Annotated in this window: 15 protein-coding genes; 9 read left to right on the forward strand and 6 right to left on the reverse strand. The window is 45.3% G+C overall.

Features of this window, described 5'->3' with window-relative positions; genetic code table 11:
- From argB to FTU87_RS06075, 5 genes are all read left to right on the forward strand, one after another.
- Positions 1-909: an acetylglutamate kinase gene (gene argB / locus FTU87_RS06055; protein ID WP_005096046.1), complete on the forward strand. Its 909-nt coding sequence runs from the start codon at positions 1-3 to the stop codon at positions 907-909.
- Positions 910-1041: 132 nt separating this feature from the next.
- The gene (locus FTU87_RS06060) at positions 1042-1890 is read left to right on the forward strand and encodes a class II glutamine amidotransferase (RefSeq protein WP_005096047.1); all 849 of its coding nucleotides are present in this window, start codon (positions 1042-1044) and stop codon (positions 1888-1890) included.
- Positions 1891-2171: 281 nt separating this feature from the next.
- Positions 2172-2627 carry a bacteriohemerythrin gene (locus FTU87_RS06065; protein ID WP_005096048.1) on the forward strand — a complete coding sequence of 152 codons (456 nt, stop codon included), beginning with the start codon at positions 2172-2174 and terminating at the stop codon, positions 2625-2627.
- Positions 2628-2770: 143 nt separating this feature from the next.
- Positions 2771-3850 (forward strand): hypothetical protein, encoded by a 1080-nt coding sequence (locus FTU87_RS06070; RefSeq protein WP_005096049.1) that lies wholly within the window; start codon positions 2771-2773, stop codon positions 3848-3850.
- Positions 3850-4182: an RnfH family protein gene (locus FTU87_RS06075; protein WP_180040276.1), complete on the forward strand. Its 333-nt coding sequence runs from the start codon at positions 3850-3852 to the stop codon at positions 4180-4182. The genes FTU87_RS06070 and FTU87_RS06075 overlap by 1 nt, the downstream gene beginning before the upstream one ends.
- A 100-nt stretch (positions 4183-4282) precedes the next feature.
- Here the strand turns inward: FTU87_RS06075 and FTU87_RS06080 are convergent, their stop codons facing one another.
- Positions 4283-4681, reverse strand: a complete 399-nt coding sequence (locus tag FTU87_RS06080; protein ID WP_004279275.1) for an outer membrane protein assembly factor BamE — start codon at positions 4679-4681, stop codon at positions 4283-4285.
- Positions 4682-4793: 112 nt separating this feature from the next.
- Between FTU87_RS06080 and fur the strand changes: the two genes are divergently transcribed.
- Complete coding sequence (fur, locus tag FTU87_RS06085; protein WP_005096051.1) at positions 4794-5231, forward strand: ferric iron uptake transcriptional regulator; 438 nt, start codon at positions 4794-4796, stop codon at positions 5229-5231.
- A 66-nt stretch (positions 5232-5297) separates the two neighbouring features.
- On the opposite strand, the gene FTU87_RS06090 is transcribed toward fur, so the two are convergent.
- Entirely contained in the window at positions 5298-6419 is a 1122-nt protein-coding gene (locus FTU87_RS06090; protein WP_074384137.1) for a PilT/PilU family type 4a pilus ATPase, read from the reverse strand.
- A 30-nt stretch (positions 6420-6449) separates the two neighbouring features.
- The gene (locus tag FTU87_RS06095) at positions 6450-7487 is read right to left on the reverse strand and encodes a type IV pilus twitching motility protein PilT (protein ID WP_004279279.1); all 1038 of its coding nucleotides are present in this window, start codon (positions 7485-7487) and stop codon (positions 6450-6452) included.
- Positions 7488-7610: 123 nt separating this feature from the next.
- Between FTU87_RS06095 and FTU87_RS06100 the strand changes: the two genes are divergently transcribed.
- Positions 7611-8297 (forward strand): YggS family pyridoxal phosphate-dependent enzyme, encoded by a 687-nt coding sequence (locus tag FTU87_RS06100; protein WP_180096850.1) that lies wholly within the window; start codon positions 7611-7613, stop codon positions 8295-8297.
- Between the two features lie 33 nt (positions 8298-8330).
- Here FTU87_RS06100 and FTU87_RS06105 read toward each other — a convergent pair whose 3' ends face one another.
- Genes FTU87_RS06105 through FTU87_RS06115 form a run of 3 tightly spaced genes read right to left on the reverse strand, consistent with a single transcriptional unit; the run spans position 8331 to position 14313 of the window.
- Positions 8331-9434, reverse strand: a complete 1104-nt coding sequence (locus tag FTU87_RS06105; protein WP_100354981.1) for an acyltransferase — start codon at positions 9432-9434, stop codon at positions 8331-8333.
- 5 nt (positions 9435-9439) lie between these two features.
- Entirely contained in the window at positions 9440-13051 is a 3612-nt protein-coding gene (locus FTU87_RS06110; protein ID WP_180096817.1) for an AAA family ATPase, read from the reverse strand.
- 8 nt (positions 13052-13059) lie between these two features.
- Positions 13060-14313, reverse strand: a complete 1254-nt coding sequence (locus tag FTU87_RS06115) for an exonuclease SbcCD subunit D C-terminal domain-containing protein (protein ID WP_180096818.1) — start codon at positions 14311-14313, stop codon at positions 13060-13062.
- Between the two features lie 468 nt (positions 14314-14781).
- Here FTU87_RS06115 and FTU87_RS06120 point away from each other — a divergent pair, with 468 nt between their 5' ends.
- Together FTU87_RS06120 and FTU87_RS06125 are read left to right on the forward strand one after the other, a co-directional pair.
- A complete protein-coding gene (locus FTU87_RS06120) occupies positions 14782-15243 on the forward strand; it encodes an ABZJ_00895 family protein (protein WP_100357320.1) in 462 nt (153 codons plus the stop codon).
- Positions 15244-15395: 152 nt separating this feature from the next.
- A complete protein-coding gene (locus FTU87_RS06125; protein ID WP_180096819.1) occupies positions 15396-16301 on the forward strand; it encodes a TIGR01777 family oxidoreductase in 906 nt (301 codons plus the stop codon).
- The last annotated feature ends 64 nt before the right edge of the window (positions 16302-16365 follow it).

Raw genomic sequence — 16365 nt, forward strand, 5'->3', positions numbered from 1 at the left:
ATGCCAAATCAACAAACAGGCATCGACAAAGCACAGATTTTGACAGAAGCTTTGCCGTATATTCAACGCTTTGCGGGTAAAACCCTGGTAGTAAAATACGGCGGTAATGCGATGACCGATCCTGAGCTGGAAAGTTCATTTGCACGTGATATCGTATTATTAAAAACGGTTGGTATTAATCCGATTGTGGTGCATGGTGGGGGGCCACAAGTCGATTCCATGCTGAAACAGTTGGGCCGTGAATCAGACCGTATCGACGGGATGCGCGTGACTGATCCTGCCACGATGGAAGTCGTGGAAATGGTACTTGGCGGTAGTGTCAATAAATCGATTGTGAACCTGATCAACCAGCATGGTGGTCGTGCCATTGGCTTGACCGGTAAAGACGGCAACCTGATTCGTGCACAAAAACTGCTGATGGAAAAAGTGGCTGAAGATGGTTCGGTTCAGCAAATTGATTTGGGTCTGGTCGGTGAAGTCGTTGGCGTAAAAACCGATGTGCTGGAAATGTTCACCAACAGCGATTTCATTCCCGTGATTGCACCGCTGGGTGTGGATGAAGAAGGCAATACCTATAACATCAATGCAGACTTGGTGGCAGGTAAAGTCGCAGAAGCCCTAGGTGCAGAGAAGCTGATTCTGCTGACCAATATTACAGGTGTTCTGGATGAAAATAAAAACCTGCTGACGGGTTTAAGCACTCAGGAAGTTGACCGTCTGATTGAAACAGGTGTGATCTATGGTGGCATGATTCCTAAAGTCGGCTGTGCACTGGATGCGGTCAAAGGTGGCGTAGTGAGCGCGCATATTGTAGATGGTCGTGTGCCACATGCCAGCTTATTGGAAATTTTTACCGATCATGGCGTTGGTACACTGATTACCAACCGTGCCCATCCACCTCGTCCATAAGTTGTTTTTTTGCGGAAAAGAGCCTCAATTGAGGCTCTTTTTTATCTCTATTTATAACTGATAGCTATTTGAAATGACTCGGGTAGTCATGCACAATAAGCATCTAAGAAAATAGAAAGCTGAAACCAGACCATGTGCCAACTGCTTGGAATGAATTGTGCCACCCCGACGGATATTACTTTTTCATTTCGTGGGTTTTCCCAGCGGGCCGGAATTACCTCGGATCATGCCGACGGTTTTGGGATTGCTTTTTTTGAGGATAAAGCCTGTCGCCTATTTGTCGATAACCAGTCTGCGGTTGAATCTCCGATTGCCGAGCTGGTGCGTAACTATCCGATCAAATCCCGTAATGTGATTGCGCATATCCGTAAAGCCACCCAAGGCAAAATCAATCTGGAAAATTCGCATCCATTTAGCCGCGAACTGTGGGGCCGGCAGTGGATTTTTGCCCATAATGGCGATTTGCATGAGTATTTTCCAGTGCTGAGTGGCCGTTTTACCCCAGTCGGCAATACTGATAGTGAGCGCGCTTTTTGCTATTTGCTCGATCAGCTGGTCAAACGCTTTGGTTATGATGAACCGAGTCTGGATCAGGTCTTTGAACTGCTTGCTGAGGTTTCACCTGCGATTGCAGAGCACGGCACTTTTAATTTCTGCCTTTCCAATGGGCAGGCGCTGTTTAGCTATGCCATTACCAAATTGCACTGGCTGGTGCGTGAATACCCATTTAGACCGGCACAGCTGATTGATATTGATGTCGAGGTGGACTTTAGTCAGGTCACTACGCCGAAGGACAGGGTTGCGGTTATTACCACCGAGCCATTGACACAAAATGAGGAATGGACCGCTTTTCAGCCGGGTGAAATGATTCTGTTTAAAGAGGGTGCCAAGTTCCGTTCGCAACTGACTCGGGTAGATCGGTTGGAACGGGAACGTCTAGATCCGTCCTTAAAACGTGTGACCAAAGCAGATTTATATTAAAAATAGATTTTTTTATTTTAAAGATGGGATTTAATTCCTATTTTTTAATATCTTTTTTATTTAAATTAAAGAGAAACCATATTATTAGAAATAGTAGATTGATTAAAAAATATCTGATTCTTATACTCGGGTTTAAAATATATTCCTAATGAAAACAGTTAATTGCAAGGTTTCTCTTAAATTAAGCCGAAAGCCGACTAATTTACTTCATTTTTATTCAAATCAATACGTTATATGATGATTTTTATGTGATAAGTCCTTAATATTTATAGGTGGTCGTAATGAAAATGAAATGGGTTCCAGACTATAATACTGGTATCGATGTGATTGACGATCAGCACAAACGAATTCTCGATTATATCAATGAAATTGATGAGATCAATGTAAATACCGACCGTGCCCGTATTAAACAGATCCTCGAAAATATTATCGATTATACCCAGTCGCATTTTACTTTTGAAGAATCTCTTCAGGAGGAAGCGGGTTATAAATACCGAGTTCCACATAAACGTGTACATGACCTGTTTATCAAGAAAATCGAGTCTTATCGTGATCGTTTTGAACTGGGGCAGTCGATTGAATCAGAACTGCATGAAGTATTATCTAAATGGTTAATCAACCATATTCAGCACGATGACGCTGATTATGTCGGCGCAGTGAAAGAAAATATGATGGGCATTATCAAAGAAAAAGAACAGAAAAAAGGTAAAAACTGGTTCGCTCGTTTCTTCTCATAATAAAAGACGTAACGAGATAACAAGAATTACAATTTAATAATAAATTTTGCGCAGCAAATCACTGTCATGGTGGTTTGCTTTTTGTTTTTGATTTTCACCGCTTCACAAGGCAAAATAGCGCTAGATTTTTATAGGAATGCATCATGCAGGACAATGCTATGTCAAAATGGTTATCACCGCTGATGGCTTTCTGTTTATCGTTTATTATCATCGCGACGCTCGCACCGATAACGGGTATACAGATTGATCGTCAGCTGGATTTCTGGATGCTCTGGTTAGCCACTATGCTGATTCTGGCGCTTCCCATCTGCTACTTGGAAATTGCTTTGGCCAAGCGCTCTAAAACAACGGCATTACAGGCACTGTCAACGCTGACCCGTGAAGCAGATGCCTCACAAAAATGGCGTATAGTCGGCTGGCTCAGTGTGATCTTTATTCCTTTTCTGGCCGGTGCCATGCTGAACAATGCCAGCAATGTTCTGGCGCTTGCTGCTCTTGATCTTGCACCGAATCTTTTGTTTATAGGTCTGGTAATTGCCGCTCTGGTCTTGTCACTGCTGCCGCGTCAAATTTTGTTAGTCATTACGGCGATTGGCGTACTGGCATCTCTGATCTTGGCAAATGTGATGGGAACTGCGCTACCTGCATGGCAAGTCACGCCAGTTGAATTCTCGGAATGGGGCAATGCCACCGTATTGGCACTGGTTGCAAGTGGCCTAGGCATGGGCTTGTACTGGCAGTCTAGCCTGAGTGCTGTACAACAGCAGGATGTCGCCAGCAAGACGGTCTTGCCGATCTGGATCGCACAATTGCTTGCTGTGATTGTATTTGCCTTCTTTGCTGTACAAGCACAAATCCCTGCATTTACGTTGGTGGCCGCGATTGTAGCGACTGCTGCATTCATCCTGCAGATGGCACGAGAGCAGTTACAGCAACGTCAGCTTCACCCTGCGATTCAATGGGCGATTATGGCTGTCGTCACCCTGATCTGGGCCATTCCAAATGTGACACCAATGTTCAACGTAGTCTTACTGCTTTGGGGCTTATTGATTTGTTTGATTTACGCGCTCTTTGCGGGCTGGATCATGAAGATCAGCCATTTACGTAAATCAATGAATTTTAGCTCTGAAGGGTTCTATAACCTGTGGCGTATTGCTGTCCGTGTGGTATTGCCTGTTTCGATTATCGTGGCGATGGTCGCTGTTCTAGGACAACTGTTCTGATGAATAATGCACTGATCTGGGTGGCCTATGCGACTCCGGAGCAACAGTTTCATCTGGCTGTGCCATTTCAGCCCGGCATGACAGCATTGGATGCCATCCAGCAAAGTGGCATAGCAGAGCAGGTTACCCTACCTGAACCCTTGTCTTTGGGCATCTTTGGTGTACGCTTGCAAGATCATCAGCAGCCACTTGCAGCAGGTGATCGAGTCGAAATTTACCGAGCACTGACTATCAATCCTAAAGATATCCGACGTAAACGTGCCGAGAAAAATCCGGTGGGTCGTTATGCCAGAGGCAATCTTTTAAGAAAGCTGAAACCATCTTCCGAATAGAAAGCGGCTTGAATGAGCATTAGTTTCAATGATCTGCTCAATCAATCGACTTAATCAAAAAAGCCCCTGATGATTCAGGGGCTTTTTCATGAGAAAGCGACTATAGTGGAGGCGCATTTAAAATTGCTTCTTTTGAACCTGGTAAGCCGGGTTGAGATTCTGGAATGGTTTCCAGACCTTCAACACGTTCCACGATACCAGACTGGTTAAAGTAAATTTTCAAATGCTGGCCTTGGGCTGCCGGGATCTTGGCTTTTTTAGCGTAGGTTCCTGGGGTATAGTTATAGATGTAGTCCCAGCGTAAAGGATTCAGCGGATCGCTTACCGTTGGACTGCCCAGTAAGAAACGCACCTGTTGATGACTCATTCCCACTTGAATTTTAGCGGCTTGAGCTTGGGTTAAAGGGGTTCCTTGTGGAATATCTACTTTATAAACACCTAATGTCGAACAGCCGACGAGCAAGGAAGTGACGAATAACGTCAACATGATTTTTTGCATTTTGCTAAACTATCCCAAATTAATTATGATGCATTTGATCCAAGGATAGATCATACTGCATCTAAAGTTTGTTGCATATTCCAACTTTGATTTTGTTGAGAGACCTTTTTACATGACTATTTCAAACCAAGATTTACGAAAAGCTGGACTGAAAGTTACCCTTCCACGAATTAAAATATTAGAATTACTAGAAAATTCAAGACAACATCATTTAAGTGCGGAAGATATTTACAAGACTTTACTCGATCAGGGTGAAGATGTAGGTTTAGCAACTGTGTATCGTGTGTTAACACAGTTTGAAGCCGCGGGTATTATTGAGCGTCATAATTTTGAAAACAATCATTCCGTTTTCGAGATCATGCAGGAAGATCACCACGATCACCTGGTCTGTTTGAATTGCAGCAAAGTCGTTGAATTCATCAATGATACGATTGAAAAAGAGCAGCATGATGTTGCTGAAAAATTTGGTTTTGAATTAACCGGTCACTCTCTGAATCTGTATGGCTACTGCGATGCGCCGGCCTGTCAGGAAGTGTTTCGTAAAAAATAATTTGCACTCCGGTTGAAACAAAAAAACAGGCTTCTTGAAGCCTGTTTTTTTATGTGCTCAATCTGATCAGGACTGGCCATCAAAGGTGATATTGGAATGTGCACGTAATAAATGACTGCCGCCTTCTTCTGCCAGTTTGATTTGCAGACGTAAGTCATTGGGTGAATCCGCATGTTTCAGCGCATCTTTATAGCTGATCTGCTTGGCCTTATACAGGTCATACAGTGCCTGATCGAAGGTTTGCATGCCCAGTTCACGGGAACGCTTCATCAGGTCCTTGATCTCATGCACATCACCTTTACGGATCAGGTCAGCAATCAGGGGGGAGTTAATCAGAATCTCAATCGCGGCACGACGACCATTGCCATCGATGGTTGGGATCAGTTGCTGTGCCACAATGGCTTTCATGTTCAGCGACAAATCCATGAACAGCTGGTTATGCCGGTCTGCTTCAAAGAAATGAATGATCCGGTCAATGGCCTGGTTGGCGTTGTTGGCATGCAGGGTCGCAAAGACCAGATGGCCGGTTTCGGCAAAGGCAATCGCATAATCCATGGTTTCACGCGAACGAATCTCACCAATCAGAATCACGTCCGGCGCCTGACGTAAGGTGTTTTTCAGGGCAATTTCAAAGGAATCGGTATCAATCCCGACTTCACGCTGGGTGATGATACAGCCTTTATGCTGGTGAACGAATTCGATCGGATCTTCAATGGTAATGATATGACCTTTGGAATTTTCATTGCGATAACCGACCAGCGAGGCCAGCGAGGTTGATTTACCGGTACCGGTTGCCCCGACAAAAATAATGATGCCGCGTTTGGTCATCGCCAGTTCTTTTAGAATCGGCGGTAATTTGAGTTCATCCATGGTCGGAATCACGGTTTCAATCCGACGCAACACCATACCCGGCTGATCACGCTGCTGAAAGGCACTGACACGGAAGCGGGCACTTTTGTCCGGTGTGCTGATGGCGAAGTTACATTCACGCGTGTCTGCAAATTCTTTACGCTGCTTGTCGCTCATGATGGAATGGAGCAGTTGTCCTACTGCCGCGCCGGGTAATTTTATCGAACCAATCGGTAAAATCTGCCCGTTAATCTTGATGGACGGTTCGACATCGGCTGTAATGAACAGATCCGATGCTTTTTTCTCCACCATATAATCGAGTAAGCCGTTAAAATCCATGTATAAAAACCCCAATACAATTAATTTTTCTTATAAGAATGCTTCTGGCTGTTTGGCTGCAGTACGTGCCACTTGCGGGCTGATGAGACCTTTAGATACCAGCGTTTTCAGAGTCTGATCCAGTGTGGTCATGCCATAGTTGGCACCGGTCTGAATCGCAGAATACATTTGTGCGACTTTATTTTCACGAATCAGGTTACGGATTGCAGGAATACCAATCATGATTTCATGCGCTGCAACACGTCCGCCGCCATTTTTCTTTAATAGGGCCTGTGAAACCACAGCCTGCAATGATTCCGATAACATGGCACGAACCATATCTTTTTCTTCGGCAGGGAATACGTCAATCACACGGTCAATGGTTTTGGCCGCAGAGGTGGTATGCAGGGTGCCAAACACCAGGTGACCAGTTTCTGCCGCAGTTAAGGCCAGACGGATGGTTTCAAGGTCACGCATCTCACCGACCAGAATAATATCAGGGTCTTCACGCAGTGCCGAACGCAGGGCTTCATTAAAGCCATGCGTATCACGATGCACTTCACGCTGGTTGATCAGGCATTTCTTGGATTGATGCACAAATTCGATTGGATCTTCGACGGTCAGAATATGGTCATAACGGTTGTCGTTAATATAATCCAGCATCGCCGCCAAGGTGGTTGATTTACCCGAACCGGTTGGCCCTGTAACCAGTACCAGACCACGCGGATATTCACAGATGTCTTTAAAAATCTGTCCCATGCCCAGATCTTCTAGGGTCAGAACTTTGGATGGAATGGTACGGAATACTGCACCGGCACCACGGTTCTGGTTAAATGCGTTGACACGGAAACGGGCCACACCGGGTACTTCAAAAGAAAAGTCAGTTTCCAGATTTTCTTCAAAATCACGGCGCTGTTTATCGTTCATGATGTCATAAACAAGTTTATGTACTTCTTTATGTTCTAATGCTGGCAGGTTGATGCGACGAACTTCCCCATCGACACGAATCATTGGCGGTAAGCCTGCAGACAAGTGTAAATCCGACGCACCATTTTTAGCAGAAAACGCCAACAATTCTGTGATATCCATAAGGTCCCCGAGTTCATTAAAATGTTAATTATTTTGATAGAATAATAAGGCTTTCCCACAGCTTAACCAACCCTTAGTTTATGGGCAAGGGAAAAAAAGATGAATGAAATGAGAACCCCATCAATGAATATGTTGCAACAGTCACGAAATCAGGTTTTAGCGCAAATTGAAACAGCCTGTGCTCAGGCCGGTCGTGAGCCAGATTCGGTGCAACTGCTGGCCGTTTCCAAGACCCAGCCGAGTGCAGTACTGGCTGATATGTATCAGGCGGGACAACGTGCCTTTGGCGAAAACTATTTGCAGGAAGCGCTGGAAAAAATTACGGCTCTAAAAGACTTGGAAATTGAATGGCATTTTATTGGCCATGTACAGCGTAACAAGACCAAACATCTGGCAGAAAATTTTGCCTGGGTGCATGGGGTGGATCGTCTGATTATTGCCGAGCGTTTATCCAATCAGCGTAGAGAAGATCAGCTCGCGCTGAATATCTGTCTTCAGGTCAATATTGATGCTCAGGATACGAAAGATGGTTGCCAACTGGAAGAAGTTACTGATTTAGTTAGACAAATCAGCCAACTGCCAAATGTGCGCTTACGTGGCTTGATGGTGATTCCAGCGCCGGGGAATCCTCAAGCTTTCATCGAGGCTAAAGCTTTATTTGATAGGGTGAAAGCTCAGCATGCGCATCCTGAAGATTGGGATACTTTAAGTATGGGCATGTCGGCCGATATGCAGGCTGCAATTGCTGCCGGTTCCAGCATGGTGCGTGTCGGCACGGCATTATTTGGTGCACGTCCTCAAAAGGATTAACAGGCGTTGTCGGGTTATTTTGAAAAAGTATGATTAAGCGTTATTCGATAACGCTTTTTTTCTTTGTGGCTCCAGCCATTTTGCCATGAGCCAGGCAAAGACAATCAGGCTGCCCATACTGCCGAGCAAGGCTAAAACAGCGCCGCCCAGACCATAAGCCAAGGTTGCCGGAACACAGCCCAGAATAAACAGCAGCAAAGGGAAATGGGTTACATACAAGGTATAGGAAAAATCAGCGGATTGTACCCAGACCGGATTGTAGTGACTGCGCTGCTGCTGGAGTTGTACCAGCCAGCAGCTAAATGCTAGGCCGATACAGAAATTAAAGAGAGTAAAATTTGCAGCGCGATATTGTCGGGCTTGATCGACGATATGAAACTGGTAAGCATCAATGCAGGCGATTAGAAATGCCAAGCCAAATAACCCCAGTTTAAGCACTTGTAACCGGTTTAGAAAATGTCGCTGGATATGACGAAATGAACAGGCAAAGGCCATCAGCCAGACCAGAAAATAAATAAAAAACTGAATATTCAGGATGGATAAAACGATTAAAACACTAAAAAAGCCGATTTTGGCTATTTCTGAATCTTTGAAAAAAGGCAGAAATCCGGCCAAGACATAGAACCAGACTTCATAACTCAGGCTCCAGAGCGGGGCATTGGCTGAAACTGTAGGCGTGATGAAGCCATTCAAAAACAGCAGAGCGCCAATAAAATCACCTGAATCGAGACCATAGTCAGTCCGGATCATCATGCCAAAACTGTTTTGAAAGGCATGGCTTTGAGTGGCAAAGAGTAGTGGTGCCAACAGATACAACAACAGGCTCAGAGCCATGGCAAACAGAAAGGGTGGCAAAATCCTGCGATAACGCTGTTGGGTATAACGGCGCAGATTGAACTGACCATGCTGATGAATATTGTGCTGGATCGAATAGCCAATCAGATAACCACTCAGAACAAAGAAAATCATGACCGCGGCCTGACCAAGCAGGCGCACCCATGAATACAGGCTGAGGTCAAAAGGGGCGATAAAGGCCTGAAAGCAATGCGTGAACAGTACAACAATGGCACTGATGCCCCGTAGGCTCTCGAGCTGTAAGCTGAAATAGGGCGAGAGCCTGTCTGGGGCAGGGTGCATCATTGTCAACCTATAATCTGAATGGTACTGGCGCCAGCACCGACTGGCTTGACCTGAATCTGTACTGGAATCCGTTCATGCATTTCCTGCACATGCGAGATTAAGACCACTTTACGACCCTGACTTTGTAAATGATCCAGTGCATTCATCACCATATGTAATGAGGCTGGATCTAAAGTACCAAAGCCTTCATCAATAAATAGCGATTCCAGTTTCATCGAACCGGAAGCCATATTGGCAATCGCCAGTGCCAAGGCCAGAGAAACCAGAAAGGTTTCTCCGCCAGATAAAGACAAGACCGGACGTACTTCGCTGTTCATGTCCAGATCAATAATCGCCAGACTCAGGCTGTCTGGAATACGGTGCAACTGATAGCGCGGTGCCAGCGGTTGCAGTTGTTGGTTGGCGTATTCCACCAAGATATCCAGATGATGTTCCTGAGCAATTTTCTGGAACTTGGTACCTTCCTTATGTCCGATTAAATCGTAGATACGTCCCCAGCGATATTCTTCGGCTTTGACCTGTTCAATCTGTTGCTGATATTTGGCATAGGTATTTTGATTATTGGCATTCATACGCAGTTTGGTATCAATCTCATTGAAGCTGTTTTGTTGCTCGGTTTTTTCCTGTGCCAAACTATTTAAATGTGCTTCCACTTCCTCAAAAGCAAGTTCAGGCTGTTGCTGGAGATGCTTCTGGTATTGATCTTCCAGCGTTTGCCAGGCAATTTTGGCATTTTCCAGTGCTTGATGTTGTGCCTGTAATTGCTGCCGGATTTGCTGATGTTCACTCAGACCAATGGTCAGACATTGTTGGATCAGTTCCGCATTAAAATGTCGATGCAGATTTTGCCATGTACGGATGGCCTGATCAGATTGTGCCTGCTGTTGAGTTAGCTGTTGCATTTGGGTCAGCAAAGCCTGTTGTTTAAGTAAAGCCTGATGCAAAGCTTGCTCATGCTGTTCATATACCTGGCGTTGTGCTTGAAGCTGGCTATTAAGCGCTTTTAACTGGGTATCCAGTTGCTGTCGCCATTCTGCTGCCAGCTTATAGGTCTGACCGGCATGTTGTTCGGTCAGCTGATTGAGTTGCTGACGTAAGTCTTTGCCTTGTTCAAGCAAATAATGGGTCTCGGCCTGTATTTGCGTATGCCGCTGCTCATGCATCTGTAGTTGCTGTTGAGCCTGATTCAGTTGCTGCTTGAAACCTTGTAGCTCCTGTTCCGCAGTTTTGACTTGATTGACAAGATGTAATCGCTGCTGCAAATGTTGGTGCAGCTGGGTACAGGCAGCAGGCGCATTCTTGTGCCAAGCGAGCTGCTGTGCTTCGGGCAGTACTGTAAGAATTGGCTCAATCAGTTGATCCAGTTGCAGCATTTTTTGCAGACTCAGTTGTAAGCTGTCGAGTTGCTGTTGCTGTTGTCGCCAGTTTTGCCAAGTCTGTTGCAGGATTTTGAACTGTTCGTTTGCCTGAGTGTGTTGCTGTTGCCATTGGCCAAGCTGTGTTTGCAGGGGATGGAGCAACTGAGCTGAATGATCAGGATTGGCTGGCTCAAGTCCTAACTCTTTTAAGTTTTGTTGTAATGTCTGGTGCTGTTCATTCAGTATCCGTTCAATGTGGATTAAACGCTGTTGTTTTTGCTCAAGGAGCATCTTGATTTTGGATTGTTGAATCTGGGTTGCTTTTAAATCATCTTTAAGCTGATTCAGTTGTTGTTGTGCCTGTTGCAGCTGTTGATCTTGCAGCTGGTTTAGCGCTGTGTCTAATAATGCTTGATGTTGGACAAACGGATGCTGTTGGCTGCCACAGACCATACAGGCTTCATCAGGTTTGAGCTGCGCGCGCAGTTCCTGCACGCTTTGGGTTTGCAGCAGGCGCTGTTGCTGCAGCATATTTTGTAGTTGTTCAAATTCCTGTTCGGTGTTGCTGACTATTTGCTGCAGTTGAATTTCCGTATGTTCAAGCTGGGTTAATTCTGTCTGTGCATGCGCTACGTCTTGTTTGAGTTGCTGTTGTTCGGCTTCCTGTTCCGCTAGACGTGCCACGTGCTGGATCAAGCCTTCCAGTTTAAGCAGTTGAGTCGTGCTCTGTTGCTGTACAGTCTGCTGCTGCTGAAGCTGTTGTTCCAATTGGGCTTGATTGCCAAATTGTTGCTGCAAACTTTCGATTTGTTGAGCCAGCTGCTGCCGGGAATGTTCCAGTTCAGTACGCGATTGAGAGAGTACTGCCGGCGCCTGTTGCTGCATCTGTTGATACAGCTTTTGATAGTCTTGCAGTCGTTGCAGTGTACTTTGTGGTTCCAGATCAAACACGGCAAGATCAGCCTGCTGTTCAAGTTGCGTCAGGCGTTGCTGTTGCTGCTCGGCAGCAGATGCGAGTTGCTGTTTCGATGGTTCAATCTGCTGTTGCAAGGGTTGGATATACTGCTGTGCATAGTCCAATAAATCTGCTGATTTTTTCTTATAGTCATTGCCGACCAGATGCATCTCATGATCCAGTTTTAGACCTTGTTCCAGATGCGGCTGCATGGCATGCATATGTTGAACATGGGCCTGCTGTTGTTGCTGGATCTGAGCAAGTTGCGTAAATTCAGCATCACGTTGCTGTTGTACCTGTTGCAGCTGCTGTTCGAATGATTGTTGTTGTATCGTAAGCTGCTGTTGCTGCGTGAGCATTTGATTCTGCTGGATAAACTGTTCGCGAATGCCCTGAAACTCATCCAAATGAACCAGCAACTGCTTTTGTGCGGTCAGCTTCTGATCGGCATCCAGCTGTACATCGTAAATTTCTTTTTTGGCCTGAATTTCAGTATATAAAGCATGTTTCTGCCGATGCCATTTCAGGTCATTTTCTAGTAATTTTTCACTCTGGTTAAAATGCTCAAGTATCTGGTTGAAGGCAGTATGTTGCTGTTGCAGCTGAGTAATATCGTCTTCGGATAGTAATTCCAGATGACCGAGCCAGTTTTCCAGTTCATGGCGCTTTTGTCGAACCTGACTATGCTTTTCCGCTGCTTTTTTACTGACCTCACTGAAAATCTGTGAATTGGTCAGATATTCCAGCAAGTCTGCGCGTTCATGGTCTTTGGCCTTTAAAAATGCGCCAACTTCCGACTGCGCCAGCAGTACCGCGCGGGTAAACTGTTCAAAGCTCAGGCCCAGCAGTTTTTCAATTAAGGGAGTAACTTCAGATATTTTTTGCGTTAGCGTCGTATCATCATCGATGCACTTGATATAACGATCTACTTTTAGATTGCCATCGACTTTCTGACGTGCCCGGCGAATCTCCCAGCGTGCTGTATAGCGTTTGCTATCCAGTGCAATAAACTCCAGCTCGGCAAAACCATGCACGCAGCCACGGCGTAGAATATTCTTGGAGTCTTTAATCGAAACATCCTGACCGCCGGCATCTTTCAGGCTGCCAGTCGCACCTTTTAGGCGCGGAATTTCGTTATAGAGCGCCAGACACATGGCATCGAGCAGGGTCGATTTACCAGCTCCGGTTTTTCCAGTGATTGCAATCAGGCCGGCATGTGTTAAAGGACTGGATTCAAAATCAATATGATGGGTGCCAGTGAGGGAGGCCAGATTGTTGAGACTCAAACGTAAAATTTTCATGGCCGATCCTAGGCTTGTTGTTTCTGAGCAAGTTCGTGCTGGGCTTCAACCAGAAGTTGCTGAAAATCCTGTTGTACAGAATGATCATGTTCATAGCCCATTTTTTTCCAGATATTCAAAAACAGCGATTCCGGCGTCGGTGGTGCCAGATCAATTTTCGAATCTCCTTGCGTATGTTCGGCCTGTTGCTGATAAATCCGGCTGATGCGCAGCAAGCGGTAACGGTTGGCGGGTAAAGCCAGTTCAATTTGCTGGCGTAAATCGACTGGTGGCGGCGCATCGGTGGTGTATTCTATTTCCAGAAAATGTCGTGCCGACAGTTGTTCGATTTCTCCGGCAGGCAAGGCCTGAAGTTTAGCAATTAAATCTTCCAGCTTTTCCCGAATCCGGCACAGCTCGACGGTGCGTGGCACTTTTAAAACATCGTATTGAAAGCGCTGTTCCAAGCTTTGTTCAGGATCAATTCTGACCTCAACCACCTGATGTTGGTAATTAATTTCACTAAATGACAGCGGAATCGGTGAGCCACTATAACGGATATGCGGCTGACCAACTTTTTGTGGTTTATGCAGATGACCGAGTGCGACATAATCAATCACTTCATCAAACAGCGCCGTCGACAGCGCTTCTTCATTACCGACAATAATTGGCCGTTCCGAGTCGGAAGTTTCGCCACCTTGCATATGTGCATGCGACATTAGAATCAGAGCTTGATGCGGCTGTTTACGGGCCTTGGCTTCGGCAATCAGTTGTTGATGCAGATAGCTAATCGCATTCTGGCTATTGCTGGTATGTTCATTCAGCCCGGTAATTTCGGCACTGCGTAAATAGGGCAGAGTCAGACACCAGGCGATGATATTTTTATCCTGATCATAAATCGGAATCAGCAAGCGATCCAGATTCAGGGTGTTTTCTGCGGTTCGGCCCACAATTCCCACAGCTTTGGCATTGAATTTAGACAGAAAAGGTTCAACCTGCTCAATCCGGTAACCGGAATCATGGTTGCCGGCAATCATCAAAGTCTGCATGTGCGGGGCCAGATTATGTGCATCGGCCAGAAACTGATACAGTTGCTTTTGCGCACTTGAGGCTGGATTGATCACATCAAAAATATCTCCGGCAATCAACAGGGCATGCGGCTGTTTTGCTTTAATTTGCTCCAGCAGCCAGGTCAGAAACTGGGCATGTTCAAATTCACGGTCATGGTTATGGAAAAATTGCCCCAGATGCCAATCGGAAGTGTGAAGAAAATGAACTGCCATGTAGATGAACCCTGAAATGTCTGCCTTGCTACTATAGGAAAAAGCTGAGGGAAAAATCTACTTAAAAAAGATATTTCAGCGAATTGTTGCTGATGTCAGGCTGAATTTATTTTAATCAGTAGGCAAAATGGCAGGATAGTCATGTCTAAATCACCCAGTCTTGAACAGTCATGCAATTCATCAGGCTGAAAAATCGGAATTTTAAAAAATAAAAACCGACGATTCGAGTGATGTGAAATCGTCGGTCAAATTTGTGTTACATGAAGATTTTGGCTGCTATTCAAAATTTCCCTGTACACTGGACTTATTGCTTTAGCTCTAAGGTCAGCAAAAATTCGTGGATGCCAGTCCAAATTTTTGTACCTTGTACCCTATATAACGTCACCTTCTGGCCGATGGTTGACAATAAAATGAAAAAAAACCTGTTTTTTTTTATACTAGCTTGATGAATGTCACTGAGTGATTCTTATGTTGCCTTTAACCCGTTATTTTATCTGGTTTTTTATTATCTGCTTTATTTTTACCTGCATTTGCGGGGTGCTGGCAGCACTGATGCCAACGGGGATGGGCGCCGTACTGACGATTGTTCCTTATCTGGTGGCCATGATCTGGATCTTATTTAAGTTTTTAAAACAGCAAAAACGTGCCCCAACGCAGTCGGAACGTAAAAAATTCACCTTGGGGTTTAGCCTGATCTATTGGGGCTATAACCTGCTATTTCTGTTACTTGGTATTCTGATTGCCACGCGCTCTAATCCAAATGCTTGGCAGGACTTTTTGCTATATCTACAGCAGCCACAATTTATAAGTATTGTGCTGATCATGTTCTTGCTGATCGCGATTCCGTTGTATCTATTGACTTACTGGTTCTATGGCAAGCAGGCACAGCGTATGGCAGATCAAATGTTTGGCAATTCGCCGCAGGCCTGATAGGTAGGTGGCTTTATGACGATTGATCTTGATAAATTGATCGCATCAGGCAGGATACAAATTCACCACGACAAAGAGGGCATTGATTGAAAAACCCCAGAATAAGTTGCGTATAATTTAAATAGAAAAAATAACAGGGCTAAGAATGACTTATGGATAAACCTGTAGTGCTGGTGACCGGAGCGAGGGGTTTTATTGGCAGTCATCTGGTACGTTTTTTATTGGAACGTGATTATCGGGTGATTGGGCTGACCCGCCGCAAGAATCAATCTGAACCGCATCCAGATTTTCACTGGATTAACCAGCTGGATGAATTAAAACAGCCTCAGATTGATTATGTGATTAATCTGGCTGGCGAAAGCATCGGTCAGGGACGCTGGACGGCAGCGCGTAAAAAGAAATTGTTGGATAGCCGTTTAGACACCACCAAACAGTTATTTGACTATTTAGAAAAATACCAGATCAAACCGAAACGGATTATTTCGACCTCGGCCGTTGGTTATTATGGTATTGACCCGAGCGAGCGTTGGGAGCAGGTCTGTACGGAACAAAGCCCGCCACAAGATATTTTTATGTCTGAGCTCTGTGCGAAGTGGGAACAACTGGCTTTGTCCTATAGCAGTCAGAACACCAAAATTGTTCGCTTTGCTGTGGTCTTTGGCAAAGGTGGTGGAATTCTGCCGCAGATGTTATTGCCGATTAAACTGAATCTGTTCGGGCGGATTGGTCATGGGCGTCAGCCAGTCACTTGGGTGCATTTAGAAGATGTATTGCGTGCGATTGAATTCTTGATGCTTGAAACGACGACCGGGCAGATTTTTAATGTGGTTGCCCCGGAAAAAGTCAGTCAGGCACAGTTTGCCCGGACTGCTGCACAGCTACTGAAGCGCAAACCTTTACTGCCACTGCCAGCATGCAGCTTGAAAATGATGCTGGGAGAACAATCGCAACTGGTCTTGAACGGTCAGTATGTACAGCCTCAAGCTTTACAGGATGCGGGCTTTCAGTTTGATTATCCAACCTTGAAAGAAGCGCTGCATAATATCCTAAAGCACTAAAGCACTAAAGCACTAAAGCACTAAAGCACTAAAGCACTAAAGCACTAAAGCACTAAAGCACTAA

This window comes from Acinetobacter sp. YH12156 (assembly GCF_013418235.1).
Taxonomy (GTDB): domain Bacteria; phylum Pseudomonadota; class Gammaproteobacteria; order Pseudomonadales; family Moraxellaceae; genus Acinetobacter; species Acinetobacter pseudolwoffii.

Excerpts from the sequence above, each read along its gene's own strand:
- argB (WP_005096046.1), top strand. The coding sequence starts at position 1 with ATGCCAAATCAACAAACAGGCATCGACAAAGCACAGATTTTGACAGAA.
- FTU87_RS06060 (WP_005096047.1), top strand. The coding sequence starts at position 1,042 with ATGTGCCAACTGCTTGGAATGAATTGTGCCACCCCGACGGATATTACT.
- FTU87_RS06065 (WP_005096048.1), top strand. The coding sequence starts at position 2,172 with ATGAAAATGAAATGGGTTCCAGACTATAATACTGGTATCGATGTGATT.
- FTU87_RS06070 (WP_005096049.1), top strand. The coding sequence starts at position 2,771 with ATGCAGGACAATGCTATGTCAAAATGGTTATCACCGCTGATGGCTTTC.
- FTU87_RS06075 (WP_180040276.1), top strand. The coding sequence starts at position 3,850 with ATGAATAATGCACTGATCTGGGTGGCCTATGCGACTCCGGAGCAACAG.
- FTU87_RS06080 (WP_004279275.1), bottom strand. The coding sequence starts at position 4,681 with ATGCAAAAAATCATGTTGACGTTATTCGTCACTTCCTTGCTCGTCGGC.
- fur (WP_005096051.1), top strand. The coding sequence starts at position 4,794 with ATGACTATTTCAAACCAAGATTTACGAAAAGCTGGACTGAAAGTTACC.
- FTU87_RS06090 (WP_074384137.1), bottom strand. The coding sequence starts at position 6,419 with ATGGATTTTAACGGCTTACTCGATTATATGGTGGAGAAAAAAGCATCG.
- FTU87_RS06095 (WP_004279279.1), bottom strand. The coding sequence starts at position 7,487 with ATGGATATCACAGAATTGTTGGCGTTTTCTGCTAAAAATGGTGCGTCG.
- FTU87_RS06100 (WP_180096850.1), top strand. The coding sequence starts at position 7,611 with ATGAATATGTTGCAACAGTCACGAAATCAGGTTTTAGCGCAAATTGAA.
- FTU87_RS06105 (WP_100354981.1), bottom strand. The coding sequence starts at position 9,434 with ATGCACCCTGCCCCAGACAGGCTCTCGCCCTATTTCAGCTTACAGCTC.
- FTU87_RS06110 (WP_180096817.1), bottom strand. The coding sequence starts at position 13,051 with ATGAAAATTTTACGTTTGAGTCTCAACAATCTGGCCTCCCTCACTGGC.
- FTU87_RS06115 (WP_180096818.1), bottom strand. The coding sequence starts at position 14,313 with ATGGCAGTTCATTTTCTTCACACTTCCGATTGGCATCTGGGGCAATTT.
- FTU87_RS06120 (WP_100357320.1), top strand. The coding sequence starts at position 14,782 with ATGTTGCCTTTAACCCGTTATTTTATCTGGTTTTTTATTATCTGCTTT.
- FTU87_RS06125 (WP_180096819.1), top strand. The coding sequence starts at position 15,396 with ATGGATAAACCTGTAGTGCTGGTGACCGGAGCGAGGGGTTTTATTGGC.